24 protein-coding genes are annotated in these 26,224 nt (G+C 62.2%); 18 read left to right on the forward strand and 6 right to left on the reverse strand.

Annotated features, from left to right (window positions below; translation table 11 throughout):
* Window positions 1-18: 18 nt before the first annotated feature.
* On the reverse strand, window positions 19-942 hold the full coding sequence (locus AC0Z42_RS28450; protein ID WP_485471429.1) for a DMT family transporter: 924 nt from the start codon (window positions 940-942) through the stop codon (window positions 19-21).
* A 99-nt stretch (window positions 943-1,041) separates the two neighbouring features.
* Here AC0Z42_RS28450 and AC0Z42_RS28455 point away from each other — a divergent pair, with 99 nt between their 5' ends.
* A complete protein-coding gene (locus AC0Z42_RS28455) occupies window positions 1,042-2,478 on the forward strand; it encodes an aminotransferase-like domain-containing protein (protein WP_485471430.1) in 1,437 nt (478 codons plus the stop codon).
* 93 nt (window positions 2,479-2,571) lie between these two features.
* Complete coding sequence (gene htpG / locus AC0Z42_RS28460; RefSeq protein ID WP_485471431.1) at window positions 2,572-4,491, forward strand: molecular chaperone HtpG; 1,920 nt, start codon at window positions 2,572-2,574, stop codon at window positions 4,489-4,491.
* A gap of 115 nt (window positions 4,492-4,606) precedes the next feature.
* Here htpG and AC0Z42_RS28465 read toward each other — a convergent pair whose 3' ends face one another.
* Entirely contained in the window at window positions 4,607-5,053 is a 447-nt protein-coding gene (locus tag AC0Z42_RS28465) for an ester cyclase (RefSeq protein WP_485471432.1), read from the reverse strand.
* A 115-nt stretch (window positions 5,054-5,168) separates the two neighbouring features.
* On the opposite strand from AC0Z42_RS28465, the gene AC0Z42_RS28470 reads away from it, so the two are divergent.
* On the forward strand, window positions 5,169-6,059 hold the full coding sequence (locus AC0Z42_RS28470) for a LysR family transcriptional regulator (RefSeq protein ID WP_485471433.1): 891 nt from the start codon (window positions 5,169-5,171) through the stop codon (window positions 6,057-6,059).
* Window positions 6,060-6,196: 137 nt separating this feature from the next.
* Window positions 6,197-7,234, forward strand: coding sequence for a hypothetical protein (locus AC0Z42_RS28475; protein ID WP_485471434.1), 1,038 nt, complete (start codon window positions 6,197-6,199; stop codon window positions 7,232-7,234).
* A 69-nt stretch (window positions 7,235-7,303) separates the two neighbouring features.
* Here the strand turns inward: AC0Z42_RS28475 and AC0Z42_RS28480 are convergent, their stop codons facing one another.
* The 4 genes from AC0Z42_RS28480 to kynU form a co-directional block, all read right to left on the reverse strand.
* A complete protein-coding gene (locus AC0Z42_RS28480) occupies window positions 7,304-8,326 on the reverse strand; it encodes a leucine-rich repeat domain-containing protein (RefSeq protein WP_485471435.1) in 1,023 nt (340 codons plus the stop codon).
* Between the two features lie 2 nt (window positions 8,327-8,328).
* A complete protein-coding gene (locus tag AC0Z42_RS28485) occupies window positions 8,329-10,365 on the reverse strand; it encodes a hypothetical protein (protein WP_485471436.1) in 2,037 nt (678 codons plus the stop codon).
* A 98-nt stretch (window positions 10,366-10,463) separates the two neighbouring features.
* Complete coding sequence (gene kynA, locus AC0Z42_RS28490) at window positions 10,464-11,345, reverse strand: tryptophan 2,3-dioxygenase (protein ID WP_485471437.1); 882 nt, start codon at window positions 11,343-11,345, stop codon at window positions 10,464-10,466.
* A 21-nt stretch (window positions 11,346-11,366) separates the two neighbouring features.
* Complete coding sequence (gene kynU / locus AC0Z42_RS28495) at window positions 11,367-12,623, reverse strand: kynureninase (protein ID WP_485471438.1); 1,257 nt, start codon at window positions 12,621-12,623, stop codon at window positions 11,367-11,369.
* Between the two features lie 591 nt (window positions 12,624-13,214).
* On the opposite strand from kynU, the gene flhD reads away from it, so the two are divergent.
* From flhD to cheY, 14 genes are all read left to right on the forward strand, one after another.
* Entirely contained in the window at window positions 13,215-13,532 is a 318-nt protein-coding gene (gene flhD / locus AC0Z42_RS28500) for a flagellar transcriptional regulator FlhD (protein WP_065306444.1), read from the forward strand.
* A 35-nt stretch (window positions 13,533-13,567) separates the two neighbouring features.
* On the forward strand, window positions 13,568-14,128 hold the full coding sequence (gene flhC / locus AC0Z42_RS28505; protein WP_485471439.1) for a flagellar transcriptional regulator FlhC: 561 nt from the start codon (window positions 13,568-13,570) through the stop codon (window positions 14,126-14,128).
* Window positions 14,129-14,211: 83 nt separating this feature from the next.
* Window positions 14,212-14,973, forward strand: coding sequence for a class I SAM-dependent methyltransferase (locus tag AC0Z42_RS28510; protein ID WP_485471440.1), 762 nt, complete (start codon window positions 14,212-14,214; stop codon window positions 14,971-14,973).
* A gap of 189 nt (window positions 14,974-15,162) precedes the next feature.
* Window positions 15,163-16,023, forward strand: coding sequence for a flagellar motor stator protein MotA (gene motA, locus AC0Z42_RS28515; RefSeq protein ID WP_485471441.1), 861 nt, complete (start codon window positions 15,163-15,165; stop codon window positions 16,021-16,023).
* 58 nt (window positions 16,024-16,081) lie between these two features.
* Entirely contained in the window at window positions 16,082-17,059 is a 978-nt protein-coding gene (gene motB, locus AC0Z42_RS28520) for a flagellar motor protein MotB (protein WP_485471442.1), read from the forward strand.
* A gap of 46 nt (window positions 17,060-17,105) precedes the next feature.
* On the forward strand, window positions 17,106-17,654 hold the full coding sequence (locus tag AC0Z42_RS28525) for a chemotaxis protein (RefSeq protein WP_485471443.1): 549 nt from the start codon (window positions 17,106-17,108) through the stop codon (window positions 17,652-17,654).
* Window positions 17,655-17,735: 81 nt separating this feature from the next.
* Complete coding sequence (locus AC0Z42_RS28530) at window positions 17,736-18,101, forward strand: response regulator (protein WP_065306416.1); 366 nt, start codon at window positions 17,736-17,738, stop codon at window positions 18,099-18,101.
* 43 nt (window positions 18,102-18,144) lie between these two features.
* The gene (gene cheA / locus AC0Z42_RS28535) at window positions 18,145-20,346 is read left to right on the forward strand and encodes a chemotaxis protein CheA (RefSeq protein WP_485471444.1); all 2,202 of its coding nucleotides are present in this window, start codon (window positions 18,145-18,147) and stop codon (window positions 20,344-20,346) included.
* Window positions 20,347-20,373: 27 nt separating this feature from the next.
* The gene (locus AC0Z42_RS28540; RefSeq protein WP_065306418.1) at window positions 20,374-20,880 is read left to right on the forward strand and encodes a chemotaxis protein CheW; all 507 of its coding nucleotides are present in this window, start codon (window positions 20,374-20,376) and stop codon (window positions 20,878-20,880) included.
* A gap of 156 nt (window positions 20,881-21,036) precedes the next feature.
* The gene (locus AC0Z42_RS28545) at window positions 21,037-22,764 is read left to right on the forward strand and encodes a methyl-accepting chemotaxis protein (RefSeq protein WP_485471445.1); all 1,728 of its coding nucleotides are present in this window, start codon (window positions 21,037-21,039) and stop codon (window positions 22,762-22,764) included.
* Window positions 22,765-22,835: 71 nt separating this feature from the next.
* The gene (locus AC0Z42_RS28550) at window positions 22,836-23,708 is read left to right on the forward strand and encodes a CheR family methyltransferase (protein WP_485471446.1); all 873 of its coding nucleotides are present in this window, start codon (window positions 22,836-22,838) and stop codon (window positions 23,706-23,708) included.
* Window positions 23,709-23,716: 8 nt separating this feature from the next.
* Window positions 23,717-24,325 carry a chemoreceptor glutamine deamidase CheD gene (cheD, locus tag AC0Z42_RS28555; RefSeq protein ID WP_094444539.1) on the forward strand — a complete coding sequence of 203 codons (609 nt, stop codon included), beginning with the start codon at window positions 23,717-23,719 and terminating at the stop codon, window positions 24,323-24,325.
* 44 nt (window positions 24,326-24,369) lie between these two features.
* Entirely contained in the window at window positions 24,370-25,449 is a 1,080-nt protein-coding gene (locus AC0Z42_RS28560; RefSeq protein ID WP_485471447.1) for a protein-glutamate methylesterase/protein-glutamine glutaminase, read from the forward strand.
* A gap of 147 nt (window positions 25,450-25,596) precedes the next feature.
* Complete coding sequence (gene cheY, locus AC0Z42_RS28565; protein WP_010396677.1) at window positions 25,597-25,995, forward strand: chemotaxis response regulator CheY; 399 nt, start codon at window positions 25,597-25,599, stop codon at window positions 25,993-25,995.
* The last annotated feature ends 229 nt before the right edge of the window (window positions 25,996-26,224 follow it).

Raw genomic sequence — 26,224 nt, forward strand, 5'->3', positions numbered from 1 at the left:
CATCACAAGCCCGGTGATTCAAACACCGGGCTTTTCCTGTTTCAGCTTGCGCCCGGCCGCCACCACGGCAATCACGGCGCCGGCAAACAGCAGGCTGTCCACGGTCAGCGGCTCGCCCAGCAGAACGGCCGCGCCCAGCAAGGTCAAGAACGGTTGCAGCAGCTGGATCTGGCCCACGCGCGCCACGCCGCCCAAGGCCATGCCGCGGTACCAGAAAAAGAAGCCGATAAACATGGAAAACACGGAAATATACGCAAAGCCCAGCCAGGCTTGCGCGCTGGCCTGCGCCAGCAGCGAGCGCGCAAGCCAGGCATTCCACAGCACCACAGGCAGCACGAACGGCGCGGCCAGTACCAGCGCCCAGCAGATTACCTGCTGACCCGGCATGCTTTGCGCCAGGCGACCGCCTTCCGCATAGCCCAGTGCGCCCAGCAGCACGGCCGCAAACATCAACAGGTCAGCCAGGTGAAAGCTGCCGCCACCCTGGCGCAGGGCAAACAAGACCACCAGCGCCGTGCCGGCCACGGCCATCAGCCAAAAAACCATGGAGGGGCGCTCCTTGCCGCGCACAACGGCAAACACGGCCGTGGCCAGCGGCAAAATGCCGACCAGCACCGCCCCATGCGAAGCGGGCAGGCTGCGCATGGCCAGCGAGGTCAGCAGCGGGAAACCCACCACGCAGCCGACCGCCACCAACGCCAGGGGCAGCCACTGCTGGCGGCGCGGCAGAGCCGCTTTCTGATGCCACAGCCATAAAGCCGCCAGGCCGGCCGCCACCAGCGCGCGGCCCAGCGCCACGAAAATGGCGGGCAGTTCCGCCACTGACAGCCGGGTAAACGGCAAGGTCAGGCTGAACAGTGCAACGGCGGTCAAGCCCAGCAGCAGGCCCTTGCGGTCGTCGTTCAGCAGGGGAGCGGAGGTAGTGACGGTAGTCGGTGGCATGGTTTTCCTGAAAAGATGGCTGATGGTGCTATGCTAGGCGCACTGGCAGTACAGTACAAATACACTTTGGCGCATAATTTTTCATACTGTGATGGTCTGATGAGCAATACACCCGATGCGATTCCCGGCCTGCTGACGCGCGGCTCGGGCGAAACCCTGATCGACCAGATCGTGCGTAGCCTGGCGGCGCGCATCGACGACCGGCTGCTGCGCGGCGGTGCGCGCATGCCGTCGATCCGCCAGTGCGCGGCCAGCCTGAACGTGTCGTGTGCTACGGTGGTGGCCAGCTACGACAAGCTGGTGGCGCGCGACTATCTGGAGTCGCGCCGCGGCGCCGGCTTCTATGTGCGCGAGCGCGCGCCGCTGCATCTGCCTGTTGCGCCACAACCACCGGGCGCGGGCCAGCCGATGGATGTGATCTGGCTGATCCGCAATATGTTCCGTGAATCGCCAGCGCTCGGGTCCATGCTGGCGCCAGGCTCGGGCATGCTGCCGCCCGACTGGCTCGATGGCGAGCTGGTGGGCCGCGCCCTGCGCGACGTCAGCCGCCAGCCCGGCGCGCTGATGCTCAGCTATGGTACGCCGCAAGGATTTTTGCCACTGCGTCAGCAGTTGCAGCTCAAGCTGGCCGGCCTGGAAATCGCCTGCCCGCCGGAGCAGATCGTCACCACGGTGGGCGTGATGCAGGCGCTGGACCTGGTGGCGCGCGAATTCGCCCGTCCCGGCGACACCATCTTTGTCGACGACCCTGCCTACTGGCTGATGTTTGGCGCCTTTGCCGCCATGGGCATGCAGGTAATCGGCATTCCGCGCCTAGGCGACGGTCCCGATATCGCCGTGCTCGAAACCCTGGCGGCAGTGCACCGCCCCAAGTTGTATGTGATCAATTCGGTGCTGCACAACCCCAGCTCCACCTCGCTGTCGGCGGCCAAAGCGTACCAGGTGCTGCGCCTGGCCGAGCGGCACGATTTCCTGGTGGTCGAGGATGATATTTATTGCGACATGCACCCTGGCGGCAGCGTTCAGCCGGCCACGCGGCTGGCTGCGCTGGACCAGCTGCGCCGTGTGATCTACCTGGGCGGTTTTTCAAAAAGCCTGGCGGCCAACCTGCGCGTGGGCTTTATCGCCACATCAAAAGAGCGGGCACAACGCCTGGCCGACCGCAAGATGCTGGCCACGCTCACCACCAGCGATATCGGCGAGCGCGTGGTCTACAAGATTTTGTCGCAGGGCCGGTACCGCAAGCATGCCGAACGCCTGCGCGCGCGGCTCGACCAGGTACGCGACGGCACGTATCGCCGCATGGAGCGCGCCGGTCTGCGCTTCGAGCCGGCCGCGGCCGGCATGTTCGTCTGGGCCGACGCCGGCTGCGACACCAACGTGCTGGCCGAACAGGCGCTGGCCGAAGGGCTGGTGCTGGGCCCCGGCAGCCTGTTTTCGCCGCGCCAGCTGGCGTCGACCCATATGCGGCTGAACCTGGCGACGGTGCAGGACGAGCGGGTATGGGATTTCTTCGGCCGGGCGCTGGGCGGATAAGCATCCAGAAATTTGCATGTTGGCATCTTGAAATCGCTGCCATCATCTCCAATTAGCTGACACTCGTCCCATTCACAAGACTATGAGGTAAACATGGCTGTCTCCGAAAAGCAAACACTGGGTTTTCAGACCGAAGTGAAGCAGATGCTGCATCTGATGATCCATTCGCTGTACTCGAACAAGGAAATCTTCCTGCGCGAACTGATCTCGAACGCCTCCGACGCGGCCGACAAATTGCGCTTCGAAGCGATCGATAATGACGCGCTGTATGGCAACGACCATGAACTGAAGATCAAGGTCAGCTTCGACAAGGAAGCGCGCACCATCACCATTTCCGACAACGGCATCGGCATGACCCGCGACGAGGCGATCTCGCACCTGGGCACCATCGCCAAGTCGGGCACCAAGGAATTCTTCGGCAAATTGTCGGGCGACCAGCAGCAGGACGCGGCCCTGATCGGCCAGTTCGGCGTGGGCTTCTATTCGGGCTTCATCGTGGCCGACAAGATCACCGTCGAAACGCGCCGCGCCGGCGCCGACGCTGCCGAAGGCGTGCGCTGGGAGTCGGCCGGTGAGGGCGACTACAGCATCGAGACCATCGAAAAAACCAGTCGCGGCACCGACATCATCCTGCACCTGCGCGAAGGCGAAGATGAACTGCTGTCGAGCTGGAAGATCAAGTCCATCATCCGCAAATACTCGGACCATATCTCGCTGCCGATCGTGATGCAGAAAGAAGAATGGGACGACGAGAAGAAGGAAACCGTGGTCAGGGACGACACCGAGACCGTCAACCAGGCCAGCGCGCTGTGGGCCCGCAGCAAGTCCGAGATCACGCCGGAGCAGTACGAAGAATTCTACAAGCATGTGTCGCACGACTTCCAGGCGCCACTGACGCACACGCACAACCGCGTGGAAGGGCGCAGCGAATACACGCAGCTGCTGTACATTCCGGCCAAGGCGCCGTTCGACATGTGGGACCGCAACAAGCGCGGCGGCATCAAGCTGTACGTCAAGCGCGTCTTCATCATGGACGACGCCGAGCAACTGATGCCGACCTACCTGCGTTTCGTGAAAGGCGTGATCGACTCGTCCGACCTGCCGCTGAACGTGTCGCGTGAAATCCTGCAGGAGTCGCGCGACGTGAAGGTGATCCGCGAAGGCTCGACCAAGCGCGTGCTGGGCATGCTGGAAGAACTGGCAAACGCCGACGAGCAGGAAAAGAAAGACAAGTACGCCACGTTCTGGAAGGAATTTGGCCAAGTGCTGAAAGAGGGCATCGGCGAAGACGCGGGCAACAAGGAACGCCTGGCCAAGCTGCTGCGCTTTGCCTCGACCGCCAACGACAGCGACGAGCAGATCACGTCGTTCGCCGACTACGTGGCGCGCATGAAGGAAGGCCAGGACAAGATCTACTACGTCACGGCCGACAACTACGCCGCCGCGAAAAACAGCCCGCACCTGGAAATCTTCCGCAAGAAAGGCGTCGAAGTGCTGCTGCTGACCGAGCGCGTCGATGAATGGATGCTGTCGTTTATCCAGGACTTCGAAGGCAAGGAACTGGTGTCGGTGGCCAAGGGCGGCCTGGACCTGGGCGCGCTGGAAGACGAAGCGGAAAAGAAAGAGCACGCGGAAACCGAAACCTCGTACGCCGAGCTGGTCGGCAAGATGAAGACCGCGCTCGAAGACAAGGCCAAGGACGTGCGCGTGACGTTCCGCCTGACCGATTCGCCAGCCTGCCTGGTGGCCGACGAGAACGAACTGTCGGGCAACCTGCTGCGCATGCTCAAAGCGGCTGGCCAGAGCGCGCCGGAATCGAAGCCGATCCTGGAAATCAACCCGAACCATCCGCTGGTGACGCGCCTGAAGTATGAAGATGCCGAAGGCGGCAAGTTCGGCGACTGGGCCAATATCCTGTTCGACCAGGCCTTGCTGGCCGAAGGCGGTTCGCTGGCCGACCCGGCCACGTTCGTGAAACGCCTGAACGAATTGCTGCTCAATTCGGCAAAATAAGAACCCGCCGCGCAACTGCGGTGGATGGCAAGAAGCCGGCCCTTTCGTCATGAAAGGGCCGGCTTTTTTTACATCGGGCAGTGACCCCGTGATTGGCCCGGCGCGGCGTGCCAGGTCAAGACTGCGGAGGAAACTGGCCCAGCTGCAGGAACAGGCCGAACCAGTCTTCCATGTGCCAGGTCGTGGTGATCATGCCTTGGGCCAGCGTGTGGAACTCGTGCAGGCGAAAGCTGACCTGTTTGCCGGTGGGCGCGATGCCGAACAGGTCGCCCAGATGGGTGCCGCTGATCTCGGCGCGCACGGCGACCTTGCCTGGCTCCTGCACCATGTCGTGAATGGCGATGTGTACGTCGGGCAATGCGCTGGCAAGACTGCGGATGATGGTCTTGATGCCGCCCGGCCCGGCTCCCTGGCCGGGCGCCAGGGGAATGTCTTCCCAGTCGGGTGCCAGAACCGTGTCCACCAGGTCCGGATGCTGTTCGCTGAATGCGCGATACAGTGTTTCAATAGCAAGGCGCTCGGTGCGCAGTTGCAATGAGGTGTCTGCGTTTGATGTAGGCATGGGTTTGTTGGCCAGGCTGATTGAGGAAGCATCAGTGTGGGCTTTGCTCTACAATCAGTCCAACAAATAACCTGTATATATCATTATTCGTCTTATGGATTTTCATGGTATCGATTTGAACTTGCTGGTCGCTTTTGACGCGCTGATGAGCGAGCGCAACGTGACGCGCGCCGCGCTCAAGGTGGGCGTCAGCCAGCCGGCAATGAGTGCGGCATTGTCGCGCTTGCGCACCCTGCTGGCCGACCCCTTGTTCCAGCGCAGCGCCGGCGGCCTGCTGCCCACGCCACGCGCGCGCGACCTGGCAGGGCCGATCGCGCAGGCGCTGGGGCAGATCGAGACGGCGATGGTCAGCCAGCCTGTTTTCGCGCCCGAGACCGCATCGCTGACGTTCAGGCTGGGGCTGCAGGATTACCCGACGCTGGTCATCCTGCCGGCACTGCTGGAAACGCTGGAAAAAGCCATGCCGGGGGTATCGCTGAATGTGCTTGCCTACAATGACCGCGATGCGGGCGTCGACCTGCTCGATGCAGGCCTGGTCGATGCCGCCATCGGCGTCATGCCCACCAGCATGGATGGGCGCATCCTGGCGCAGCCACTGATGCGCGATGAGTTTGTCACCGTTGTCTCTGGCAGTTCCGTGGCGGCGGCGCGCGGCATGGACCTGCAGGCCTATCTGGATTTGCCGCACGTGCTGGTGTCACCCGAAGGGCAGTTGCACGGCCTGGTCGATCAGGTGCTGGCGCAGCAGGGCATGCGGCGCAAGCTGGCGCTGACGGTACCGCACATCTTCGCCGTGCCGGCGGTGGTGGCACGCACCGGCATGGCCGCCACCATCCTCACGCGCATCGCGCTGCATGCGCAGGCCAGCCACCGGCTGATGCTGTTCCCGCCACCGCTGGCCCTGCCGCAGATCGAATTTCACCTGCTATGGCACCGGCGCAGCGACACGCATCCGGCGCAAGTCTGGTTCAGGCAGTTCATTGCCAGGCAGTCGGCTGTTTTATAGGTGCTGGCGCCGAGATGGCGCCGGCTGGATCGGCATGCCGGGCGGACGTGCGCTGGAGCGGCGCATGGCGTCATGCTAGAATCGCCGACGTGCCAAGCGTGGCCGCATTCACGGGTAGACCCTGGGCAGACGGAATCATGAATACTTTATCGACTTATCGCCGCCTTGGCGGCTTGCTCTTGTTGACCGCTTGCGTGGCCATGCCGGCCATTGCGACGGCCAAATCCATACCACCGGCCAGGGCGCCGGCGGCGCAGCTGATAGTATTGCCGGCCGGTCCCTTGCCGCGCCTGAGCGACGAGCCGCAGGTGCGCGCCGCGCTGTTCGATTTTTTCGGCTATGCGCGCGGCAGCTATACCGATGACGACGCGCTGCTGCTGGAGCAGGCGCTCGAAGCGATCAGCGAGCGGCGCGATGCCACCCGCACCGTGCTGCCGGACGGGCGCGTGCTGCTGGCATCCATGAATGACCGCAAGCAGGGCCGCGAGCGGGGCGCCATGCTGCTCGACAAACGTGGCGCGATTGTCGCCTTTGGCCTGGTCAACGGCCATTGCCGCCTGCAGGGCCAGCCGCTGTCCAAGGTCTGCAAGCCCGATCCGCAAGCCGTGCTGACGGTGTTTCACCGCAAGGGCATGCTGGTGGACGAGGCCGCACCACTGCTGGCGTGGGCCAGGCAATTGCCGCCGATGCTGGCGCTGATCGCCGCCGACGACGAAGCGGGCGGCGACGGGCAAAGAATCGCCACGGTGGAATATGTGCTGGCGCAGCCGGCACTGCCGGGCTGGAACCGCGCGCAGCTGCCGTCCGGTTTTCCGTCCACGCTGCTGCCGCTGCTGCTCGCCAAGTCGACGGTGCTTACTTCGGCCGGCGCCGGCGTGTTTGCGTTTCCGCTGGCGCTCAAGGGGAAAAAACAGAACAATGTACTCGACGAAGCGGAAGGGCGGCCGCCGCGCGATGTGGAAGTGGCGCTGCGCAGCTACGCCAGCTTCGACAGCGTGGTCGAGCAGTACCGCAAGACGATCAAGGGCGCCAGGGTACAGCGCAACGAGCGCACCGCCTACCTGCACGGCGACCTGGGCCAGGGCAGCTACCGCGTCTATATCCGCAACACCGGTTCTGACGGCGTGATGATCGACGTCGCGCTGTGGCATAAAAAGCTGGCAGCAGGGCAATAAGACCGTAGGTCGGATTAGGCGCAGCCGTAATCCGACACCACCGTTGGCCGCGTTCACAATGTTGTCGGATTACGGCGCTGCGCGCCAAATCCGACCTACGGATTTTTCCAACAACGCGGCAATCTCCTCATCCCGTTTCACCTTGCCGGTCCTGAACCGCACATCGTTCAGCGCCGCCGGCAGCCCCTGCGCCAGCAACGCATCGAAATCAAGCTTCGTCTCCGACACCGACAATTTGCGCAATGCCGCCAGGCCGCTCAGGCCGTCCAATCGCTCCAGCCCCTTGCACGTCAGCAGATGCAGCCGTTCCAGCAGCGGGTTGCCACCCACGTCCAGCTGCGTGAGCTTGATCTGGTCTTCCAGCCACAGCTGGCGCAACAGCGGGAAGCGGCCCAGGTCACCGAGGTCTTCCAGTCCGCGCACGCGGATCACTTCCAGCTGCGTCAATTGCGGCGCTGCGATTTCCCGGATCGACTCGCGGCCGCCCAGCTGCAGCAGCAGGCGATCGAGCTGCGCGATGCCGGAGATAAAATCCAGCGCCACCTTGTTTTTCATCCGGTACAGCGACAATTGTGTCAGCGCTGGCAGGCCAGCCAGCGTGGCTATCTGCGTGGCATGGCCTTCGATCACCAGCGAAGACAGCTGCGTGTAGTGCCGCAGCGGCGCCAGGTCGAGATTGTTTTTGGCCGACTCGCCCAAGGACAGGTGTTCCAGGCGGTGCAGGTTTTCCAGCTGCAGGATATCGGTTTGCGCCAGCTCGTACACGCCCAGGCTCAGGCGCCTGAGATGGCGCAGCTCGCCCAGCGTTTCCAGATGCAGGGCATTGCGGTGACAGTCGATCGACAGGCTGGCGACATGCGGCAGCGCGCGCAAGATGCGCGTGTCGAAGACCCTGGGGTCGTAGCCATAGATGCGGATGGTCAGTGCCGCGCCATGGGTGGCGGCGAGAAGGTCGAGCTCGGGCAGCAGTGGCGCCGGTTCGCCCAGGGTGTCGAACTGCACCAGCACCTGCCGCCCGGCGCCGATGGCCGCGTCGATGGCGGCGGCGTCGAGCCGTACCGGATTCTGGATCGTCAGCGTGGTCTGCGTCATCTTCATTCTCCAAACACGAAAGGTACTTTTTTCGGCGCCGGGCAGCCTTGCGGCCCCGGCGAAATCTGCTTGCCCGTATCGTCAAACTCTTTGCCGCAATCGACGGCGATGCGCTGGCGATAGCTGCGGATGCTGGCCACCTTGCCGTCCGGGTGATAGCAGATGGCGTCGCCGTCGCGCTCGGCCGAGGCGTAGGTGAGAACAGTCTGGCCGTTGACGGTGCGCTTGCCGTGGCCACGGCGCGGCTCGGTGCATTTCAGCTGGCCGCTTTCAAAGTAGGTGTTGTAGACCGAGGTGTCGGCAGTGCGGTCGACCAGCAGCTCGTCCTTCACCTTGCCGCTGGCATACCAGGAATGGCCTTCCTGGCGCTGGCCGAACTGGAACACATAGTCGGACTCCGGTTTGCCATTGGCATGCCACATCCGGTGGTAGTCGCACACGTCATCGCGTTCCCGGCCGTCTTCGCTGAAATAGCAGCGGTGGATATCGTTGATCAGGGTGCCGTCTTCGGCATATTCGCGCAGGTGCGCCGCCAGCCGGCCACGTTCGACCACCGTCAGGCGTTCCGGCTTGCCGCTGGCGTAGTAGCGCGCGTCCATGCCCTGTTTCTTGCCGTTGTCCCAGGCAATGTCCATGCGCAGGACCTTGTTGTCGTCCCAGGCGCGCTCGCGGCCATTGAACTGGCCATTGCGAAACGTCGCCTGGTACACCAGCGTCCCGTCGGGCATGTAGCGCGTGCGCTCGCCATCGAGCACGTCCATCGCATAATGTTCGCGCAGGCGCAGCTTGCCGCCGGCATCCGTCTCGGTTGCCTCGCCTTGTTTTTTACCCTTGACGAAATTGACGCGCAGGCTGGCACCTTCTTTCAGTTTCAAACTCCATGGACCGTCGCGCAGGCCATCGAGATAGCTGCCGTCGCCGTCGCTGGTCGTCCACTTGCCCTGGCGCGTGCCGTTGACGTAAGCGCCGCGCGCCTGCACTTTGCCTTTCATGACACGTTCATGTGGCCCGTTCAGCTGGCCGCCCGCATAGGTGTCGAAGCCCGTCACCTCGTCTTCGTCGGCATAGTTGATGACCGTCCAGCGGCCGTCGCGCTTGCCGGCGCGGTACATGCCGTCCTCGGTCTGCTTCGGCTCCTCGATATGCCAAGGGCCGTCGGGCAGGCCGTTGACATACGCGCCTTTGGCCGAGCCTTCGTGCATGCCGCTGCGCGTCCACATGCCGCTGCGCTTGCCATTCAGGTAGTCGCCCCGTTCCACGACTGACCCATCATCCCAGGCCAGACTGTAGATGACGGACGGCCCCTGCATGCTGCCCGTGAACTGCTGTGGCGCGGTTTCCCAGCCCACTTGCCACAAGCGGTAATTGGGCAGTTCGCCCGCGTCGCCGTCGCCATACAGGGTGTAGCTGGCGGTCAGGAAAAGCGCGTCCTTTTTCCGGAAGGTTTTCTTGTAGCTGATGGCGTCCTTGCTGGCGGCGTCCACCGGGTTGCCCTGGTTGTCAAAAAAGCCGACCACGGTGCCTTGCGTATGGTCGATCGCGTCAAAATCGGCATTGCCGCTCTTGCCGCGCGCGACGCTGTAATCCAGCGGCGACAGCTTGGCCAGCGCCGTTTTGACCTGGCCCGCGCTCGGCGTGGCAGTTTGCGCCACTATGCGATCCAGCGCCGGCTGCAAGCTTGTGAGGCGCACGTATTTGCCCGAGCTGTGGTCATGCCGGTAGGCGCGCAAGGCGTGCTTTCCGTCAAGCCGGAACAGCACCAGCAGGGTGGAGGTGTCGGGCTTGCGGTCGAGCGGCGCGTAGAACACGGAACGGATCACGGCATTGCCGAACTGGTCCAGCCGCTGTGGCTTGCTGCCGGCCTTGCCGCATTCGCAGTAGTAACCGTTGACGCCGCCGGCCTCCTTGAGAAAGACGATGTCGAGGCCGCTGTCCTGCGAGGCCGCAATCACCGGATGGGCCAGCGGCCGGCCTTCATAAAACGGTGCGGCGTGGGCGAGGGCGGCACAGAACAGCAGTGGCAAAAAAAGGCGTTTCATCGGTGACAGGCGCGTTGCCCACTAGGGAAAGGCATCGATACTGCCTAACTTCTTCCCATAGGGCAAATACGCGCCTATCGTGCGCGCCTTGGTGTCGATCAGAGCTCGGTGCGCAGCGCGAACAATTCCGGGAACAGCACCACGTCGAGCATCTTGCGCAGGTAGCTGACGCCGGCCGTGCCGCCGGTGCCGGTCTTGAAGCCGATAATGCGCTCGACCGTGGTGACATGGCGGAAGCGCCAGAAGCGGAACGCCGTTTCCAGGTCGACCAGCTTTTCGGCCAGCTCGTACAGGGCCCAGTATTTCGACGGGTCGCGGTAGACTTCCAGCCAGGCCGCTTTCACGGAGTCGTCGCTGGCGGTCGGCAAAGTCCAGTCGGCGTTCAGGCGCGCCTGCGAAATCGGCAGGCCATGGCGCGCCAGCAGCTTGACCGATTCGTCGTAGACCGACGGCGCGCGCAGCGCCGCATCGAGCACGGCAAACGGTTCGGGCGCGGTGGTGTGCACGTTCAGCAGCGCCGCGTTCTTGTTCCCCAAAATGAATTCGATCTCGCGGTACTGGTAGGACTGGAAGCCCGACGAAGCGCCCAGGTAGGGCCGGATGGCGGTGTACTCGGGCGGCGTCATGGTCGCCAGCACATCCCAGGCGTGCACCAGTTGATCCATGATGCGCGCCACCCGCGCCAGCATCTTGAAGGCGGGCGGCAAATCGCCGCTTTGCAGGTTGGCGCGCACGGCGTGCATTTCATGCAGCATCAGCTTCATCCACAGTTCGCTGGTCTGGTGCTGCACGATGAACAGCATCTCGTTGTGGTTCGGCGACAGCGGATGCTGGGCCGTCAGGATGCGGTCCAGCGCCAGGTAGTCGCCATAGCTCATCGACTCGCTGAAGTCCATCTGCGCGCCATGCCATTGCGCGTCTTTGGCTTCCTGTGCGCCGGCATGCATCGGGCAGCCGCTGCTGGTTGGTGTGTCGTTCATGTGCTGGTCTCGGTGTTGGAATCAGGTCACCGCGTCGCGGCGGGCTTTGACATCGTAGGCTTGCGTGTCGAGGATTTCGCGCAGGATCTCGACCGCATCCCACACCTCGGCAAAGCTGGTGTACAGCGGCGTGAAACCGAAGCGCATGATGGCCGGCTCGCGGTAGTCGCCGATCACGCCGCGCGCAATCAGCGCCTGCATCACGGCATAGCCATGCGGGTGCGTGAAGCTGGCCTGGCTGCCGCGCCGCGCGTGTTCGCGCGGCGTAACCAGTCCCAATGGGTGGCTGGCGCAGCGCTGTTCCACCAGCGCGATGAACAGGTCGGTCAAGGCCAGCGACTTGGCGCGGATGGCCTGCATGGTGGTCTGCGCAAAGATGTCGAGGCCGCATTCGACCAGCGCCAGCGAGACGATGGGCTGGGTGCCGCACAAGGCGCGGGCGATGCCGTCGGCCGGCGCAAACGATGCGTCCATGGCGAATGGCGCGGCGTGGCCCCACCAGCCCGACAATGGCTGGCGGAAGGCTGCCTGGTGTTTTGCCGGCACCCAGATGAAAGCTGGCGCACCGGGGCCGCCGTTCAGGTATTTGTAGGTGCAGCCAACTGCCAGGTCGGCGCCATCGCCGTTCAGGTCCAGCGGCACGGCGCCGGCCGAGTGGGCCAGGTCCCACAACGCCAGCGCGCCCTGTACATGGCAGTGAGCGCTGACAGTGGCCATGTCGTGCTGGTAGCCGCTGCGGTAGTTCACGTGCGTGAGCATGGCCACCGCGCAGTCGGCGTCGATCGCCTGCGCCAGTTCGGTCGGGTCGTCGACCAACCGCAGCTGGTAGCCGCGATCGAGCCAGGCGGCCAGGCCTTGCGCCATATACAGATCGGTGGGGAAATTGCTGCGTTCGCTGACGATGATGCGCCGCGCCGCGCGTGCCGGGTCGGCATGCGACGCCTGCATCTGCAGCGCGGCGGCCAGCGCCTTGAACAGGTTGACCGAGGTGGTGTCGGTAATGACCACCTCGCCATCACTTGCGCCGAGCAGCGGCGCCAGACGGTTGCCCAGGCGCTTGGGCAGGTCGAACCAGCCATTGGTGTTCCAGCTGCGGATCAGGTCAACTCCCCATTCGGCCTCGATCACCTGGCGTGCGCGGACCATCGCCGCTTTCGGGCGTGCGCCGAGCGAGTTGCCGTCGAGGTAAATCACGCCGTCCGGCAGGTCGAACTGGGCGCGCAGCGGCGTCAGCGCATCATCGTGGTCGAACGCTATGCAATCTTGTCGGGAAATCATCGTCGCTTTCATGTCGATACTTGTTTTGGTTGCATGATATCGGCTCGGCAAAACCTGCCGAACGGGAACGGCAGTGTAGCAAGTCTTGGCTGCGATGCACTATTTTCCTGCCTGAACGCAGTATCAAGGAGCAGTTTTCCCGGGCGTCGCGAAAAAATTTCGCTTTTTTTCAAAATATTTTCAAAAGACCCTAAAGTTTCCACGGCAAGCGTCGTAAAAGACTACATAAGACGAGATGAAAATTTTTTTCAGGAATTTTTAAAAAAGTCCTCAAGTTCTCGCGGCCTCTGCCGTAACAGGCAGTATGGGTATTTTGATGCAAGTCAAGCCGTTGTAAAAAAGCGATAGCCGTTTCTCTGCAGAAGGTCATCACACTTGATTGTTCAACGCTCCTTTTTACACGCTTTTACAGGCGTGCGGCCATGATCGTACCGTGTTTGTAAGGCAAACACCTACGGTCTCGTCCTCTATTGTCCGGCCAAAAATACAGTCTCGCACCTCTATGCTGTTTTCTGTTGCTCCTTCAAAATGTATCTCACTGGAAACACGAAGTGCTCCAGTTGAAGAATTTAACGGATTGAGGAGATGCAAATGACTGCTAACGACATGATGGCCGAGATTCGCGACGCTAACCTGAGCTATTTGATGCTGGCTCAGCAAATGATCCGCGCGGACAAGGTTACGGCCATCTTCCGTCTTGGCGTATCGGCGGAAATCGCTGAACTGATCGAAGGCATGAGCAATGCCCAGATCTTGAAACTGGCTGGCGGCAACATGATGCTGGCCCGCTTCCGCTTCGATGACAGCGCCATCCTGGGCATGCTGACGAATTACAACAAAGACCGCTCGCTGGCCCAGTCGCACGCCGCTATCCTGATGGCCGGGCAGGGTGTTGAAGAAATCGTGTAAACTGACTCCGTGGTTAATTTGACGGGAGCAGTAGCATGGCCAAAAAGAGTGTCGTCTCGGAAGCGCAGGAAATACAGCTGGCGATCGAGTTGATACAGCTGGGCGCCCGTCTGCAGTTGCTGGAAACCGAAGTGTCGCTGTCGCGCGAACGCCTGCTCAACCTGTACAAGGAGTTGAAAGGAGTATCGCCACCGAAAGGCATGCTGCCGTTTTCAACCGACTGGTTCATTACCTGGCAACCGAACATCCATTCCTCGCTGTTCATCAATATCCACCACTTCCTCGTGGAACACGCCGGCGCCACCGGCATCGAAGCCGTCATGAAGGCTTACAAGCTCTATCTCGAACAAATGCCCCCCGAACCGGGCGAAGAACCGCTGCTGTCGCTGACGCGCGCCTGGACCCTGGTACGCTTTTTCAGCAGCAAGATGATGGCCATGGCCACTTGCGGCAAGTGCGGCGGCAAGTTCGTCGTCAATTGCCTGGACCTGAACGCCGACTATGTCTGCGGCCTGTGCCACATGCCTTCGCGCGCCGGCAAGACCAGGAAAGCGCGCGACGAAGCCATTGCGGCGCCGTCAGGCAGCGGCACCTGAGAAGTCGGTGTCAGACAAAGTCGGGATGCCGGACCGCCGTCAATGCTGGCGTTTTCACCACTGTTTCCACTAATTCTTGATCCATGCTGCAACAAATCCTGCGCGCACCCGCGCTCAAGGCCGTCCTGATACAGGCGCTGGCATTTCCACTGATGCTGCTGCTGGTATATGCGCTGGCGCGTGCCGGGATGGGCATGACGTTGCTGTCGGTGGCCCTGCTGCAAGGCATGCTGGCGGCGCTGATCACCTGGCGTATCGGCCTGGCGCGCTGGTGGTGCGCGATCGGCCTGCTGTTCGCGCCGGCGCTGCTGGCGGCCAGCGCGCTGGAGTTGCCGCCGCTACTGTTCCTGCTGGTGTTCATTTTCATGCTGGGCCTGTACTGGTCCACCTTTCGCACGCAAGTGCCGTTTTATCCTTCGGGGCCGGCCGTGTGGCGCGAAGTGGCGCAGTTGATCGCCGATCGCCCCGGCGTGCGGCTGGTCGATATCGGCAGCGGCCTGGGCGGCCTGGTGCTGGACCTGGCGCGGCGCCGGCCCGACGGGCGCTTTTGCGGCATCGAACTGGCGCCGCTGCCATGGCTGGTGAGCCGGCTGCGCGCGCGCCTGCAGGGATGTGGCGCCGGTTTTGTTCGCGGCGACTATGCGGCGTTCGATTTTGCCCGTTACGACGTGGTGTTTGCCTACCTGTCGCCGGCCGCCATGGCGGCGCTGTGGCGGCAGGCGGAAAAGCAGATGCTGCCGGGAAGCATGCTTCTTAGTTACGAATTCAAGATCGCCGCGCGCGCACCCGATAGGACCATTGCCGCCACAGAGCGTGGTGCTTTACTTTACGTATGGTGCTTTTAGGCAATTGTCTGCGTTATTTGCTTGCCGACAGCACAATCTCACGTTATTGTAGTTCCACGTGGCACTTTGCTGAAAATACCTTGAAATAGCAGCAATTTCAATCTACCTTCGGTTACTTTTTTGCCACCACACGTACCTGCCTGAACATCAAGGGCATGCAGGTCCGGCCACATTTGGGAGTCACAGCACTTGTTAGTCATACTCGGATACATCATCGTTTGCGCCTCGGTGTTCGGTGGCTTCGCGTTGGCGGGCGGCCATCTGGCGGCCCTGTTCCAGCCGCTGGAACTGCTGATGATCGGCGGTGCGGCGGCGGGCGCTTTCCTGGTCGGCAACAATAACAAGGCCATCAAGGCTACCCTCGCCGCCTTGCCCAGCCTGTTCAAGGGTTCGCGCTATACCAAGGACCTGTACATGGAGCTGATGTCGCTGCTGTTCGAGGTGCTCAGCAAGGTGCGCAAGGAAGGCCTGATGTCGATCGAGAGCGATATCGACAGCCCGCAGGAAAGCCCGCTGTTTTCCAAGTATCCGGCCGTGCTGGCCGACCATCATATCGTCGAATTCATGACCGATTACCTGCGCCTGATGGTGTCGGGCAATATGGATGCGTTCCAGATTGAAAACCTGATGGACAACGAAATCGAAACCCATCACCACGAGGGCGCCGTGCCGGCCCATGTGATCGCCAAGGTGGGCGACGGCTTGCCCGCCTTCGGTATTGTCGCCGCCGTGATGGGCGTGGTGCACACGATGGAGTCGGTGGGCCTGCCGCCGGCCGAGCTGGGCATGCTGATCGCGCACGCGCTGGTCGGCACCTTCCTCGGCATCCTGCTGGCCTACGGTTTCGTGGGCCCCCTGGCCAGCCTGCTCGAACAGAAGCTGGAAGAATCGAGCAAGATGTTCCAGTGCGTGAAAGTGACGCTGCTGGCCAGCCTGAACGGCTATGCGCCGGCGCTGGCCGTGGAGTTTGGCCGCAAGGTGCTGTTCTCGACCGAGCGTCCGACCTTCAACGAGCTTGAAGACCACATCAAGAAATCGAAAACGAAGTAAGCAGTGAGGTCACGTTTGCACATCATGAGTTTATCGCTGCACAGGGAAGGGGGACGCCATGGCCGATGAAGGCATGCGCCCGATTATCGTCAAGCGCGTCAAGAAGGTGGCCGGCGGCCATCACGGAGGCGCGTGGAAGATCGCCTATGCCGACTTCGTGACGGCGATGATGGCCTTTTTTCTGCTGATGTGGCTGCTCGGCTCCACTTCGAAGGGCGACCTGAACGGCATTTCCGAATTCTTCAAGACGCCATTGAAGGTGGCGATGGCGGGCGGCTCGGGCAGCGGCGAAAGCAATTCGGTGATCCAGGGCGGCGGCCAGGACCTGTCGCGTCAGGATGGCCAGGTGCGCAAGGCGCAGGAAGAGCAGCAGCGCAAGTCGTTCGACCTCAATTCGGCCAAGGCCGCGCTGGAGCGTGAAGAAGGGCGCCGCCTGCAGGCGCTCAAGGCGCGCATCGAGGCGACCATTGACGCCAATCCGCTGCTGAAAAAATACAAGAATCAATTGCTGCTCGACATCACCAGCGAAGGCCTGCGGATCCAGATCGTCGACGAACAGAACCGCCCGATGTTTGCGCTGGCGAATGCCAATCTGCAGCCCTATACCAAGGAAATCCTGCACGCCATCGGCTTTGTACTGAATGAAGTGCCGAACCGGGTCGGCTTGTCGGGCCATACCGATTCGACGCCCTACATGAGCGACGCCGGCTACAGCAACTGGGAATTGTCGGCCGACCGCGCCAACGCCTCGCGGCGCGAACTGGTGATCGGCGGCATGAAGGAAGAAAAAGTGCTGCGCGTGGTGGGCCTGGGCTCGGCCGCGAACCTGGACAAGCTCGACCCCTTCAATCCGATCAACCGCCGCATCAGCATCATCGTCATGAACAAGCGCACGGAAGAAAACGTGCTGCGTGACGGCACCGCGATCGAACTGCCCGTAAACGACGCGGCCGCCGCCATCTCTTCGGGACTGGCGGCGGGTGCCGCCCCGGTCGCGGCGCCAGCGGCACCGACACCGGCGGCGGCAAAGAAATAGGCATGCATGGCCAGCGTGCACATCGTAGCAAAACAATGAGATCTCTATGACAAGAAAGAAAATACTTGGCTCGCATGTGAAGCGCCTGTTGTCCGGCGTGTCGGACCATGGCCGCAAGCACCTGACGGAGGTGGAAACCGACCTGGTGCAGACTGGCATCTTGCTGGAAGAGGCGATCGAGAAACTCTCCTTTAACTTCATGGCCATTCATGCGGCGGTGGCGGCGCAGCAGGACACCATCGCCCTGCTGCTCGACGGCGGCGTGCCGCCCGAGGAGCAGCGTGAAAAACTGCTGGCGCTGCAGGATGAGGTGGGCGGCTACGTCAATGCCGCCATCACCAGCATGCAGTTCCAGGACATGACCAGCCAGCTGATCGACCGTACCCTGAAAAGAGTCACGGGGCTGCGCGAGTTTCTCGGTACCCTCGGCTCGCACGGCGCCGAAATGCTGCCGGAAAGCGATAACGAGGAAATCGTGGCCCTGCTTGGGCGCGTCAGCATGGCGCTGGCGATACAAAGCCTGGAACTGCGCAGCGTGCTGCGCAAGGCTGTCAGTCAGCAGCATCTCGAAAGCGGTGACATCGAGCTGTTCTAGCCGAGTGCGGAACGCTTGCGGTTGCATGAATCAATTCAATAAATAATCCGGGCACGAAGCCCGGAACAAGTGGGAGCAAAGATGGCCAAAACGATACTTGCAGTGGACGATTCCAGCTCATTGCGCCAGATGGTGGCGTTCAGCCTGAAAGCCGCCGGTTACCAGGTGGTGGAGGCCGTTGACGGCCAGGACGGACTGGAAAAAGCCAAGCTGCAAACCGTGGACCTGGTGCTGACGGACCAGAACATGCCGCGCATGGATGGCCTGGAGCTGATCAAGCTGCTGCGCGAGCTGCCGGCTTACCAGAAGGTGCCGATCCTGATGCTGACGACCGAATCGTCCGATGAAATGAAATCGAAAGGACGCGCCGCCGGCGCCAATGGCTGGCTGGTCAAGCCCTTCGATCCGCAACGCCTGATCGAAGTGGTCAAGAAGGTGATCGGCTGATGCCAGCCGCGCAGCACAACGATGCAATGGACGGAGTCACTTTATGACCATCGATATTAGCCAGTTTTTTCAGGTCTTTTTCGATGAGGCCGAGGAACTGCTGGCTGAAATGGAACGGCTGCTGCTGGCCGTCGATATTGCGGCGCCCGACGCCGAAGACCTGAATGCGGTTTTCCGTACCGCCCATTCGATCAAGGGCGGCGCGTCGACCTTCGGCCTGTCCGACATGAGCGAGGTGACGCACATCCTCGAGTCCCTGCTCGACCGTATCCGCCAGGGCCAGATGGCCCTGACGGCGGAACACGTCGACGCCTTCCTGGCCGCCAAGGACATCCTCAAGATGCAACTCGACGGCCATCGCCTGGGCTCCGAGGTGGACCAGGATGCCGTCGCCAACGTGCGCATGATGCTGCAGTCGTTCGCGCAGGACGTGCCGGTAGCGGCCCTCACTCCCGTCGCGCCGGCTTTTCACACGGCTGAAAAAGCTGCGGTCAGCCATGCCGGCGGCCACCGCTTCCGCCTGGAGCTGCCGAAGATGGAACAGCGCGAGGTCGATGCGCTGGCGGCCGAGCTGGGCCTGCTGGGCGACGTCGCGGTGACCGTGCTGCCCGACGCGCGCAGCTCGCTGGAAGTGACGACCCATGAAAGCCTGGACGATATCCTGGCGATCTGCTCGTTCGTGCTGAACCCGGACGACATGGTGATCACCCAGGCGCCGCCTTTGGCGCCCGGTGAAGCGAGCACCGCGCAAGCGGCGCGCGCGGCCCAGGAAGCGGCGCAGGGCTATGGTTTCTTCGACCCCTTGCCCGGCGCGCCCGGCGTGAAAACCGAGGCCGAGCAGGGCTATGGCTTCTTCCAGCCGCTCGAGGACATCCGCGCCGCCGCCGGGGTCCAGACCGACGCCGAGCGTGGCTACGGTTTCTTCCAGCCGCTCGAACAGATACGCGCCAACGCTGCCAGCGTGGCGATCGCCGTTGCCGCCCCGGTGGTGGTAGCGGCCGATGCCGAAGTCGAGAAAAAGCCGGCCAAGAAAGAGGCCGACAAGGCAGGCGCCGAATCGTCGTCGATCCGCGTCTCGATCGAAAAGGTCGATCAGCTGATCAACCTGGTGGGCGAACTGGTGATCACGCAGGCCATGATCGAACAGCGCGCCGGCGCGCTCGACCCGATGCTGCATGAAAAACTGCTCGACAGTGTCAGCCACTTGACGCGCAATACGCGCGACTTGCAGGAAGCGGTGATGTCGATCCGCATGATGCCGATGGATTTCGTGTTTTCGCGCTTTCCGCGCATGGTGCGCGACCTGGCCGGCAAGCTGGGCAAGAAGGTCGACTTCATCACGAATGGCGCGGCGACCGAACTGGACAAGGGCCTGATCGAGCGCATCGTCGATCCGCTGACCCACCTGGTGCGCAACAGCATCGACCATGGCGTGGAAATGCCGGCCGCCCGCGTGGCCGCCGGCAAGACCGAAGCGGGCCGTTTGTTCCTGTCGGCCAGCCACCAGGGCGGCAATATCATTATCGAAGTGTCGGACGATGGCGCCGGCCTGAACCGCGAACGCATCCTGGCCAAGGCGCAGCAGCAGGGCATGGACGTGTCCGACAGCATGACCGACCCGGAAGTATGGCAGCTGATTTTCGCGCCCGGCTTTTCCACCGCCGAAGCGGTCACCGACGTCTCGGGCCGCGGCGTGGGCATGGATGTGGTCAAGCGCAATATCAGCGCCATGGGCGGCGTGGTCGACATCCGCTCGGCCAAGGGTTTCGGCACCACCATTTCGATCTCGCTGCCGCTGACCCTGGCGATCCTGGACGGCATGTCGATCCGGGTCGGCGAGGAAGTGTATATTTTGCCGCTGGGCTTTGTGATCGAATCGCTGCAGCCGGCGCCCGAGGATGTCAAGGATATCGCCGGCCGCGGCCAGGTGGTCAAGGTGCGTGGCGAATACCTGCCGCTGATTCCCCTGTACCAGATGTTCGACATCGCGCCACGCTTCACCAATCCATCCGAAGGTATCTGCGTGATCCTCGAGACGGAAGGGCGCAAGGCCGCGCTGTTTGTCGACGACCTGGTCGGCCAGCAGCAGGTGGTGGTGAAAAACCTCGAATCGAATTACCGCAAGGTGGTGGGCATCTCCGGCGCCACCATCCTGGGCGATGGCGGCGTATCCTTGATCCTCGACGTCGCCGCCCTGATCCGCTCGTCGCGCCAGTTGGCCGACGAGTCCCATATTTTTTCGTAACACCGTTATCACAGATAGGAACGCACCATGTCAGATACTCAACAACTATCCGCCAGCAAGACCAGCGACGGCAAGGACATCGCCGGCCGTGAATTCCTGGCTTTCACCCTGGGCTCGGAAGAGTACGGCATCGACATCCTGAAAGTCCAGGAAATCCGCGGCTACGAGGCGGTGACCCGCATCGCCAACGCGCCTGAATTCATCAAGGGCGTGATCAACCTGCGCGGCATCATCATTCCGGTGGTCGACATGCGCATCAAGTTCAAGCTGGGCACGCCCGTGTACGACCAGTTCACGGTAGTGATCATCCTGAACATCGGTGGTCGCATCGTCGGCATGGTGGTCGACAGCGTCTCCGACGTGACCACCCTGACGCCCGAGCAGGTGAAGCCGGCGCCGGAAATGGGCACCGCGTTTTCGACCGACTACATGATCGGCCTGGGCACCATCGACGAACGCATGCTGATCCTGGTCGACATTGACAAGCTGATGTCGAGCAGCGAAATGGGTCTCATAGATAAACTGGCCGCATAAGGCCAGGCAGCACCAGTACCAGAATCACTACAGCAATGCATGACCCGGCGCGAGCAGAGGCGCGCCGGCAGGCCGCAAGGTTCATAGAGACCAGGCCAGGGCACGGCGCGACACGACTATCGTGCGCGTCGTCATCAAACATAGGGGGAGACTGTCATGGGTTTGCGTAATTTCAAGATAGGTACAAGGCTGGGCATTGGTTTTGGCAGCATTCTGGCGATTCTGGTGATCGTCGTGCTGGCGGCCACGGCACTTAATTATCGTAACAAGGCCCAGTTGCTGTCGGGGCTGGAACTGGCCAGCGAGAAGAACACGCAGGCCTCGACCATGAAAAGCGCGATGCTGGAAATGGGCATCGCCATGCGCAATATCGGCCTGCAGGGCGACGTTGGCCTGATGCAGGCGGAAGAAGGCAAGGTGCGCGAGCAGCGCAAGCAGTACGATGGCGCGCGCGGCAAGCTGGGCGCGCTGGGCCTGTCCGATGCCGAAAAGGCGCTGCTGGCCAATATCTCGGCGCTGGACCGTGAAGTCGACAGCGCCTTCAAGGAAGCGATGGGGCAGGTGCTGGCGTTTAACAGCGAAGGCGGCGCCAAGGTGATCGCCAACCGCATCGACCCTTTGAATCGCAAGATGCTGGCCGATATCAACCAGCTGCTGCAGTTGCAGCAGGCCAGCCAGCAGCGCTTCATGGCCGGTTCGCTGGCCGATGACAAGCAGCTGATGCTGGTGCTGCTGGTGCTGGGCGGCGCGGCCGTGGCGCTGGGCGCCTGGTGCGCGGTGTTCATCACGCGCTCGATCACGCAGCCGCTGTCGGGCGCGGTGGCGGTGGCGCAGAAGGTCGCGGCGGGCGAGCTGACGTCGCACGTGGTGGTCGAAGGCAAGGACGAAACCAGCGCGCTGCAGCAGGCGTTGAAAGACATGAATGAAAGCCTGGTGCGTACCGTCAGCGACGTGCGCCAGGGTACGCAGACGATCACGATTGCATCGCGCGAGATCGCCAGCGGCAATGCCGACCTGTCGGCGCGCACGGAAACCCAGGCCAGTTCGCTCGAAGAGACGGCCTCGTCGATGGAAGAGCTGACCTCGACGGTGAAACAGAACGCCGACAACGCGCGCCAGGCCAACCAGCTGGCCGTGTCGGCGTCGTCGGTGGCGCAGCAGGGCGGCAGCGTGGTGGCGCAGGTGGTCGACACCATGGGCTCGATCAAGGACAGCTCGCGCAAGATCGTCGACATTATCGGCGTCATCGACAGCATCGCGTTTCAGACCAATATCCTGGCCTTGAATGCGGCGGTGGAGGCGGCGCGGGCCGGCGAGCAGGGCCGCGGTTTTGCGGTGGTGGCGTCGGAAGTGCGCAACCTGGCGCAAAGATCGGCTGGCGCGGCGAAAGAGATCAAGGGCCTGATCGGCGACTCGGTCGACAAGGTCGATGCGGGCAGCCGGCTGGTCGATGAAGCGGGGCAGACCATGGGCCTGATCGTCACTTCGATCCGCCAGGTGGCCGACATCATGGGCGAGATCACGGCGGCGACGCAGGAGCAGAGCCATGGCATCGAGGAAATCAACCAGGCCATCACCCAGATGGACGAGATGACGCAGCAGAACGCGGCACTGGTCGAGGAAGCGGCGGCAGCGGCTGAAAGCATGCAGGACCAGGCGCAGCGCCTGGCCGACGCCGTCAGCATCTTCAAGCTGGGCAGCGAGGGTGATGCGCCGGCAGTGGTGGCGGTTCCGGCACCGCTCGCAGTAAAGGCGGCGGCGCCGCGCAAGCCGCTGGCGGCGAAGACAAAAGTAGTGGTGCAGGCACCGGCGGCCAGGGCGATGACGCCGCCGCCGGCCAAAAAGCTGGCGGCGGCCAGCGGCGACGATTGGGAAGAGTTCTGACCCGCTCCCGGTCCCGCTGGTAGTATTTGCAAAGGCATTGTTCAAAGCAGTCATAGAAGAGGTAACAACAAATGCCGCAAACTAAAACGGATTCGGTCAAGGAATTTGACTTTACCGGCAAGGATTTCGAGCGGGTCCGCGCCATGATCTACAAGCGGGCCGGCATCGCGCTGGCCGACAGCAAGCAGGAGATGGTCTACAGCCGCCTGGCGCGCCGCTTGCGCGCGACCGGCATCTCGTCGTTCGTGCGCTACCTGGACGACCTGGAAGGGGGCCGCATGGCCGACGAGTGGGAGGCGTTCACGAATGCGCTGACCACCAACCTGACCTCGTTTTTCCGCGAAGCGCATCACTTCCCGCTGCTGGCCGAGCATGTGAAAAAGCTCAAGGGGCCGATCACCATCTGGTGTTCGGCCGCCTCCACCGGCGAGGAGCCGTATTCGATCGCCATGACCGTGTGCGAAGCGTTCAATACGCTCACGCCGCCGGTGACCATCATTGCCACCGACATCGACACCAATGTGCTGGCCACGGCCGCCAATGGCGTCTACAACCTGGACCGGCTCGACAAGATGCCGGCCGACCGCGCGCGCCGCTTTTTCTTGCGTGGCAAGGGTGATCGCGAAGGCCAGGTGCGGGTGCGCCCTGAACTGCGCCAGATGATCACCTTCAAGCCGCTCAACCTGCTGGCCGACGGCTGGCCGTTGACGGGCCAATTCGACGTGATCTTCTGCCGCAACGTGATGATCTATTTCGACAAGGCGACCCAGCGCAAGATTCTGTCGCGCTTCGTGCCGCTGATGAAACCGGACGCCCTGCTGTTCGCGGGCCACTCGGAAAATTTCCTGTACGTGTCGGAGTCCTTGAAACTGCGCGGCAAGACGGTGTATGAACTGGACAGCTCGCGCAGCACCGCACCCAAAGCATCGTCGCAACGTACCTGAGATTAGCCATGAGCCTCGCACCCAAAGAACAATTCGCCACCAACGTCTATTTCGACCGGACGTTCAACTGCGAAGCCGCCAAGATCCTGCCTGGCGAGTACTACTTCACCAACAAGGACATGCTGATCGTCACCGTGCTGGGATCGTGCGTCTCGGCCTGCATCCGCGACCGCGTCACGGGCCTGGGCGGCATGAACCACTTCATGCTGCCCGACGGCGGCAGCGACACCAACAGCCCGATCTCGGCCTCGATGCGCTACGGCACTTACGCCATGGAAATACTGATCAACGACCTGCTGAAAGCGGGCGCCAGGCGCGAGAACATGGAAGCGAAAGTGTTCGGTGGCGGCGCCGTGCTGCGCGGTTTTACGGCGATCAACGTCGGCGAGCGCAATGCGGCCTTCGTCATCAATTACCTGAAGGCTGAAAAAATGCGCGTGGTGGCCGAAGACCTCAACGACATCCACCCGCGCAAGGTGTATTTCTTCCCACGCAGCGGCAAGGTGCTGGTGAAAAAGCTGATGCAGTCGCATAACGACACGCTGGTACGCCGCGAGCTCGATTACGCCAGCCGCCTGAAAGTCGCTCCGGTGGGCGGATCAGTAGATTTGTTCTAACAAAGATCATGAGTAAAGGCCCGTATGGCCTGGAAGGGGAATAAATGAAGATCAAGGTACTGATCGTGGATGACTCGGCGCTGATCCGCAGCGTGATGGCGGAAATCGTCAACAGCCAGCCCGATATGGAAGTGGTGGGCACGGCGCCCGATCCGCTGGTGGCGCGCGAGCTGATCAAGCAGACCAACCCGGACGTGCTGACGCTGGACGTCGAGATGCCGAAGATGGACGGCCTGGACTTCCTGGAAAAACTGATGCGCCTGCGCCCGATGCCGGTGCTGATGGTGTCGTCGCTGACCGAACGCGGTTCGGAAATCACCATGCGTGCGCTGGAGCTGGGCGCTGTCGACTTCGTTACCAAGCCGAAGATTTCAATCCAGAGCGGCATGCGCGAGTACACCGAGATGATCGCCGACAAGATCCGTGCCGCCTCCAAGGCGCGTATCCGCGCGCGCACCCTGGCGCCGGCTGGCGCAGCGGCAGCGCCTGGCACGGTGCCGTTGCCGATCCTGCGCAATCCGCTGCTGTCGTCGGAAAAACTGATCATCGTCGGCGCCTCGACCGGCGGCACCGAGGCGATCCGCGAATTTTTGATGCAGATGCCGTCGGACTGCCCCGGCATCCTGATCACCCAGCATATGCCGGAAGGTTTTACCCGCTCGTTTGCGCGCCGCCTCGACTCGCTGTGCAAGATATCGGTACAGGAAGCGGCCGGCGGCGAGCGCGTATTGCCGGGCCACGCGTATATCGCCCCGGGCCACTCGCACCTGACCTTGACCCGCAGCGGCGCCAACTACATGACCAAGATCGACCAGGGCGAACCGGTCAACCGCCACCGTCCGTCGGTGGACGTGCTGTTCCGCTCGGCCGCCCAGTTTGCCGGCAAGAACGCGGTCGGCGTGATCCTGACCGGCATGGGCAAGGATGGCGCACAAGGGATGCTGGAGATGAAGGCCGCAGGAGCGTATAATTTCGCACAGGATGAAGCCAGTTGCGTGGTGTTCGGCATGCCGCGCGAAGCGATCGCCGTCGGTGCCACGCATGAGGTCGGCGCCCTGACGGCGCTGCCTGGCATGGTGCTCGGCTACCTGGCGGCGCATGGCATGCGCGCTTTGCGCGTGTAAGCCACGTTTCCTATGATAGAGGGCAAGTTTTTTCGCGTAAAAGCAACGAAAATGCTATCCTGTGACTTGCTGCCGTAGTGTCGACCATAATGTCGGCATTCATGTCGATATTATTAACAAACCGCTACAGAAACAACGGAGTTATTCATGGCTGATCCAAAGATGAAATTTTTAGTCGTTGACGATTTTTCGACGATGCGCCGCATTGTCCGGAATCTGTTGAAGGAACTGGGTTATGCCAACGTCGACGAGGCGGAAGACGGCGTGATGGGCCTGGCCAAGCTGCGCGCGGAATCGTATGATTTCGTCGTCTCGGACTGGAACATGCCGAACATGGACGGCCTGACCATGCTGCAGCATATCCGCGCCGATCCGGCACTGGCCAAGCTGCCGGTGCTGATGGTGACGGCTGAAGCGAAGAAGGAAAACATCATCGCTGCCGCGCAAGCGGGCGCCAGCGGCTATGTCGTCAAGCCGTTCACGGCCGCGACGCTGGATGAAAAGCTGAACAAGATTTTCGAAAAACTGGAAAAAGCCGGCGCCTGATCACGCCTGTTTGTTCCGATAAAAAAGCTGCCAGTGTGAACTGGCAGCTTTTTTTACATCCGGGATCTGAACTGATGCCGTTAAATTAAGCTGTCCGATGCATTGAAAGGCGCAAGGCGCAAAAACGTAAAAACGGCGGGCCGGAGTGAACTGACCCCAAATAGTTGGACGGTTTAATTTGCTAGCTGCTCAAGAACTGAGTTCTGTACTGCACAGGACTCAGCCCTTT

The organism is Janthinobacterium sp. 1L-D-8-B-C4 (assembly GCF_057291295.1).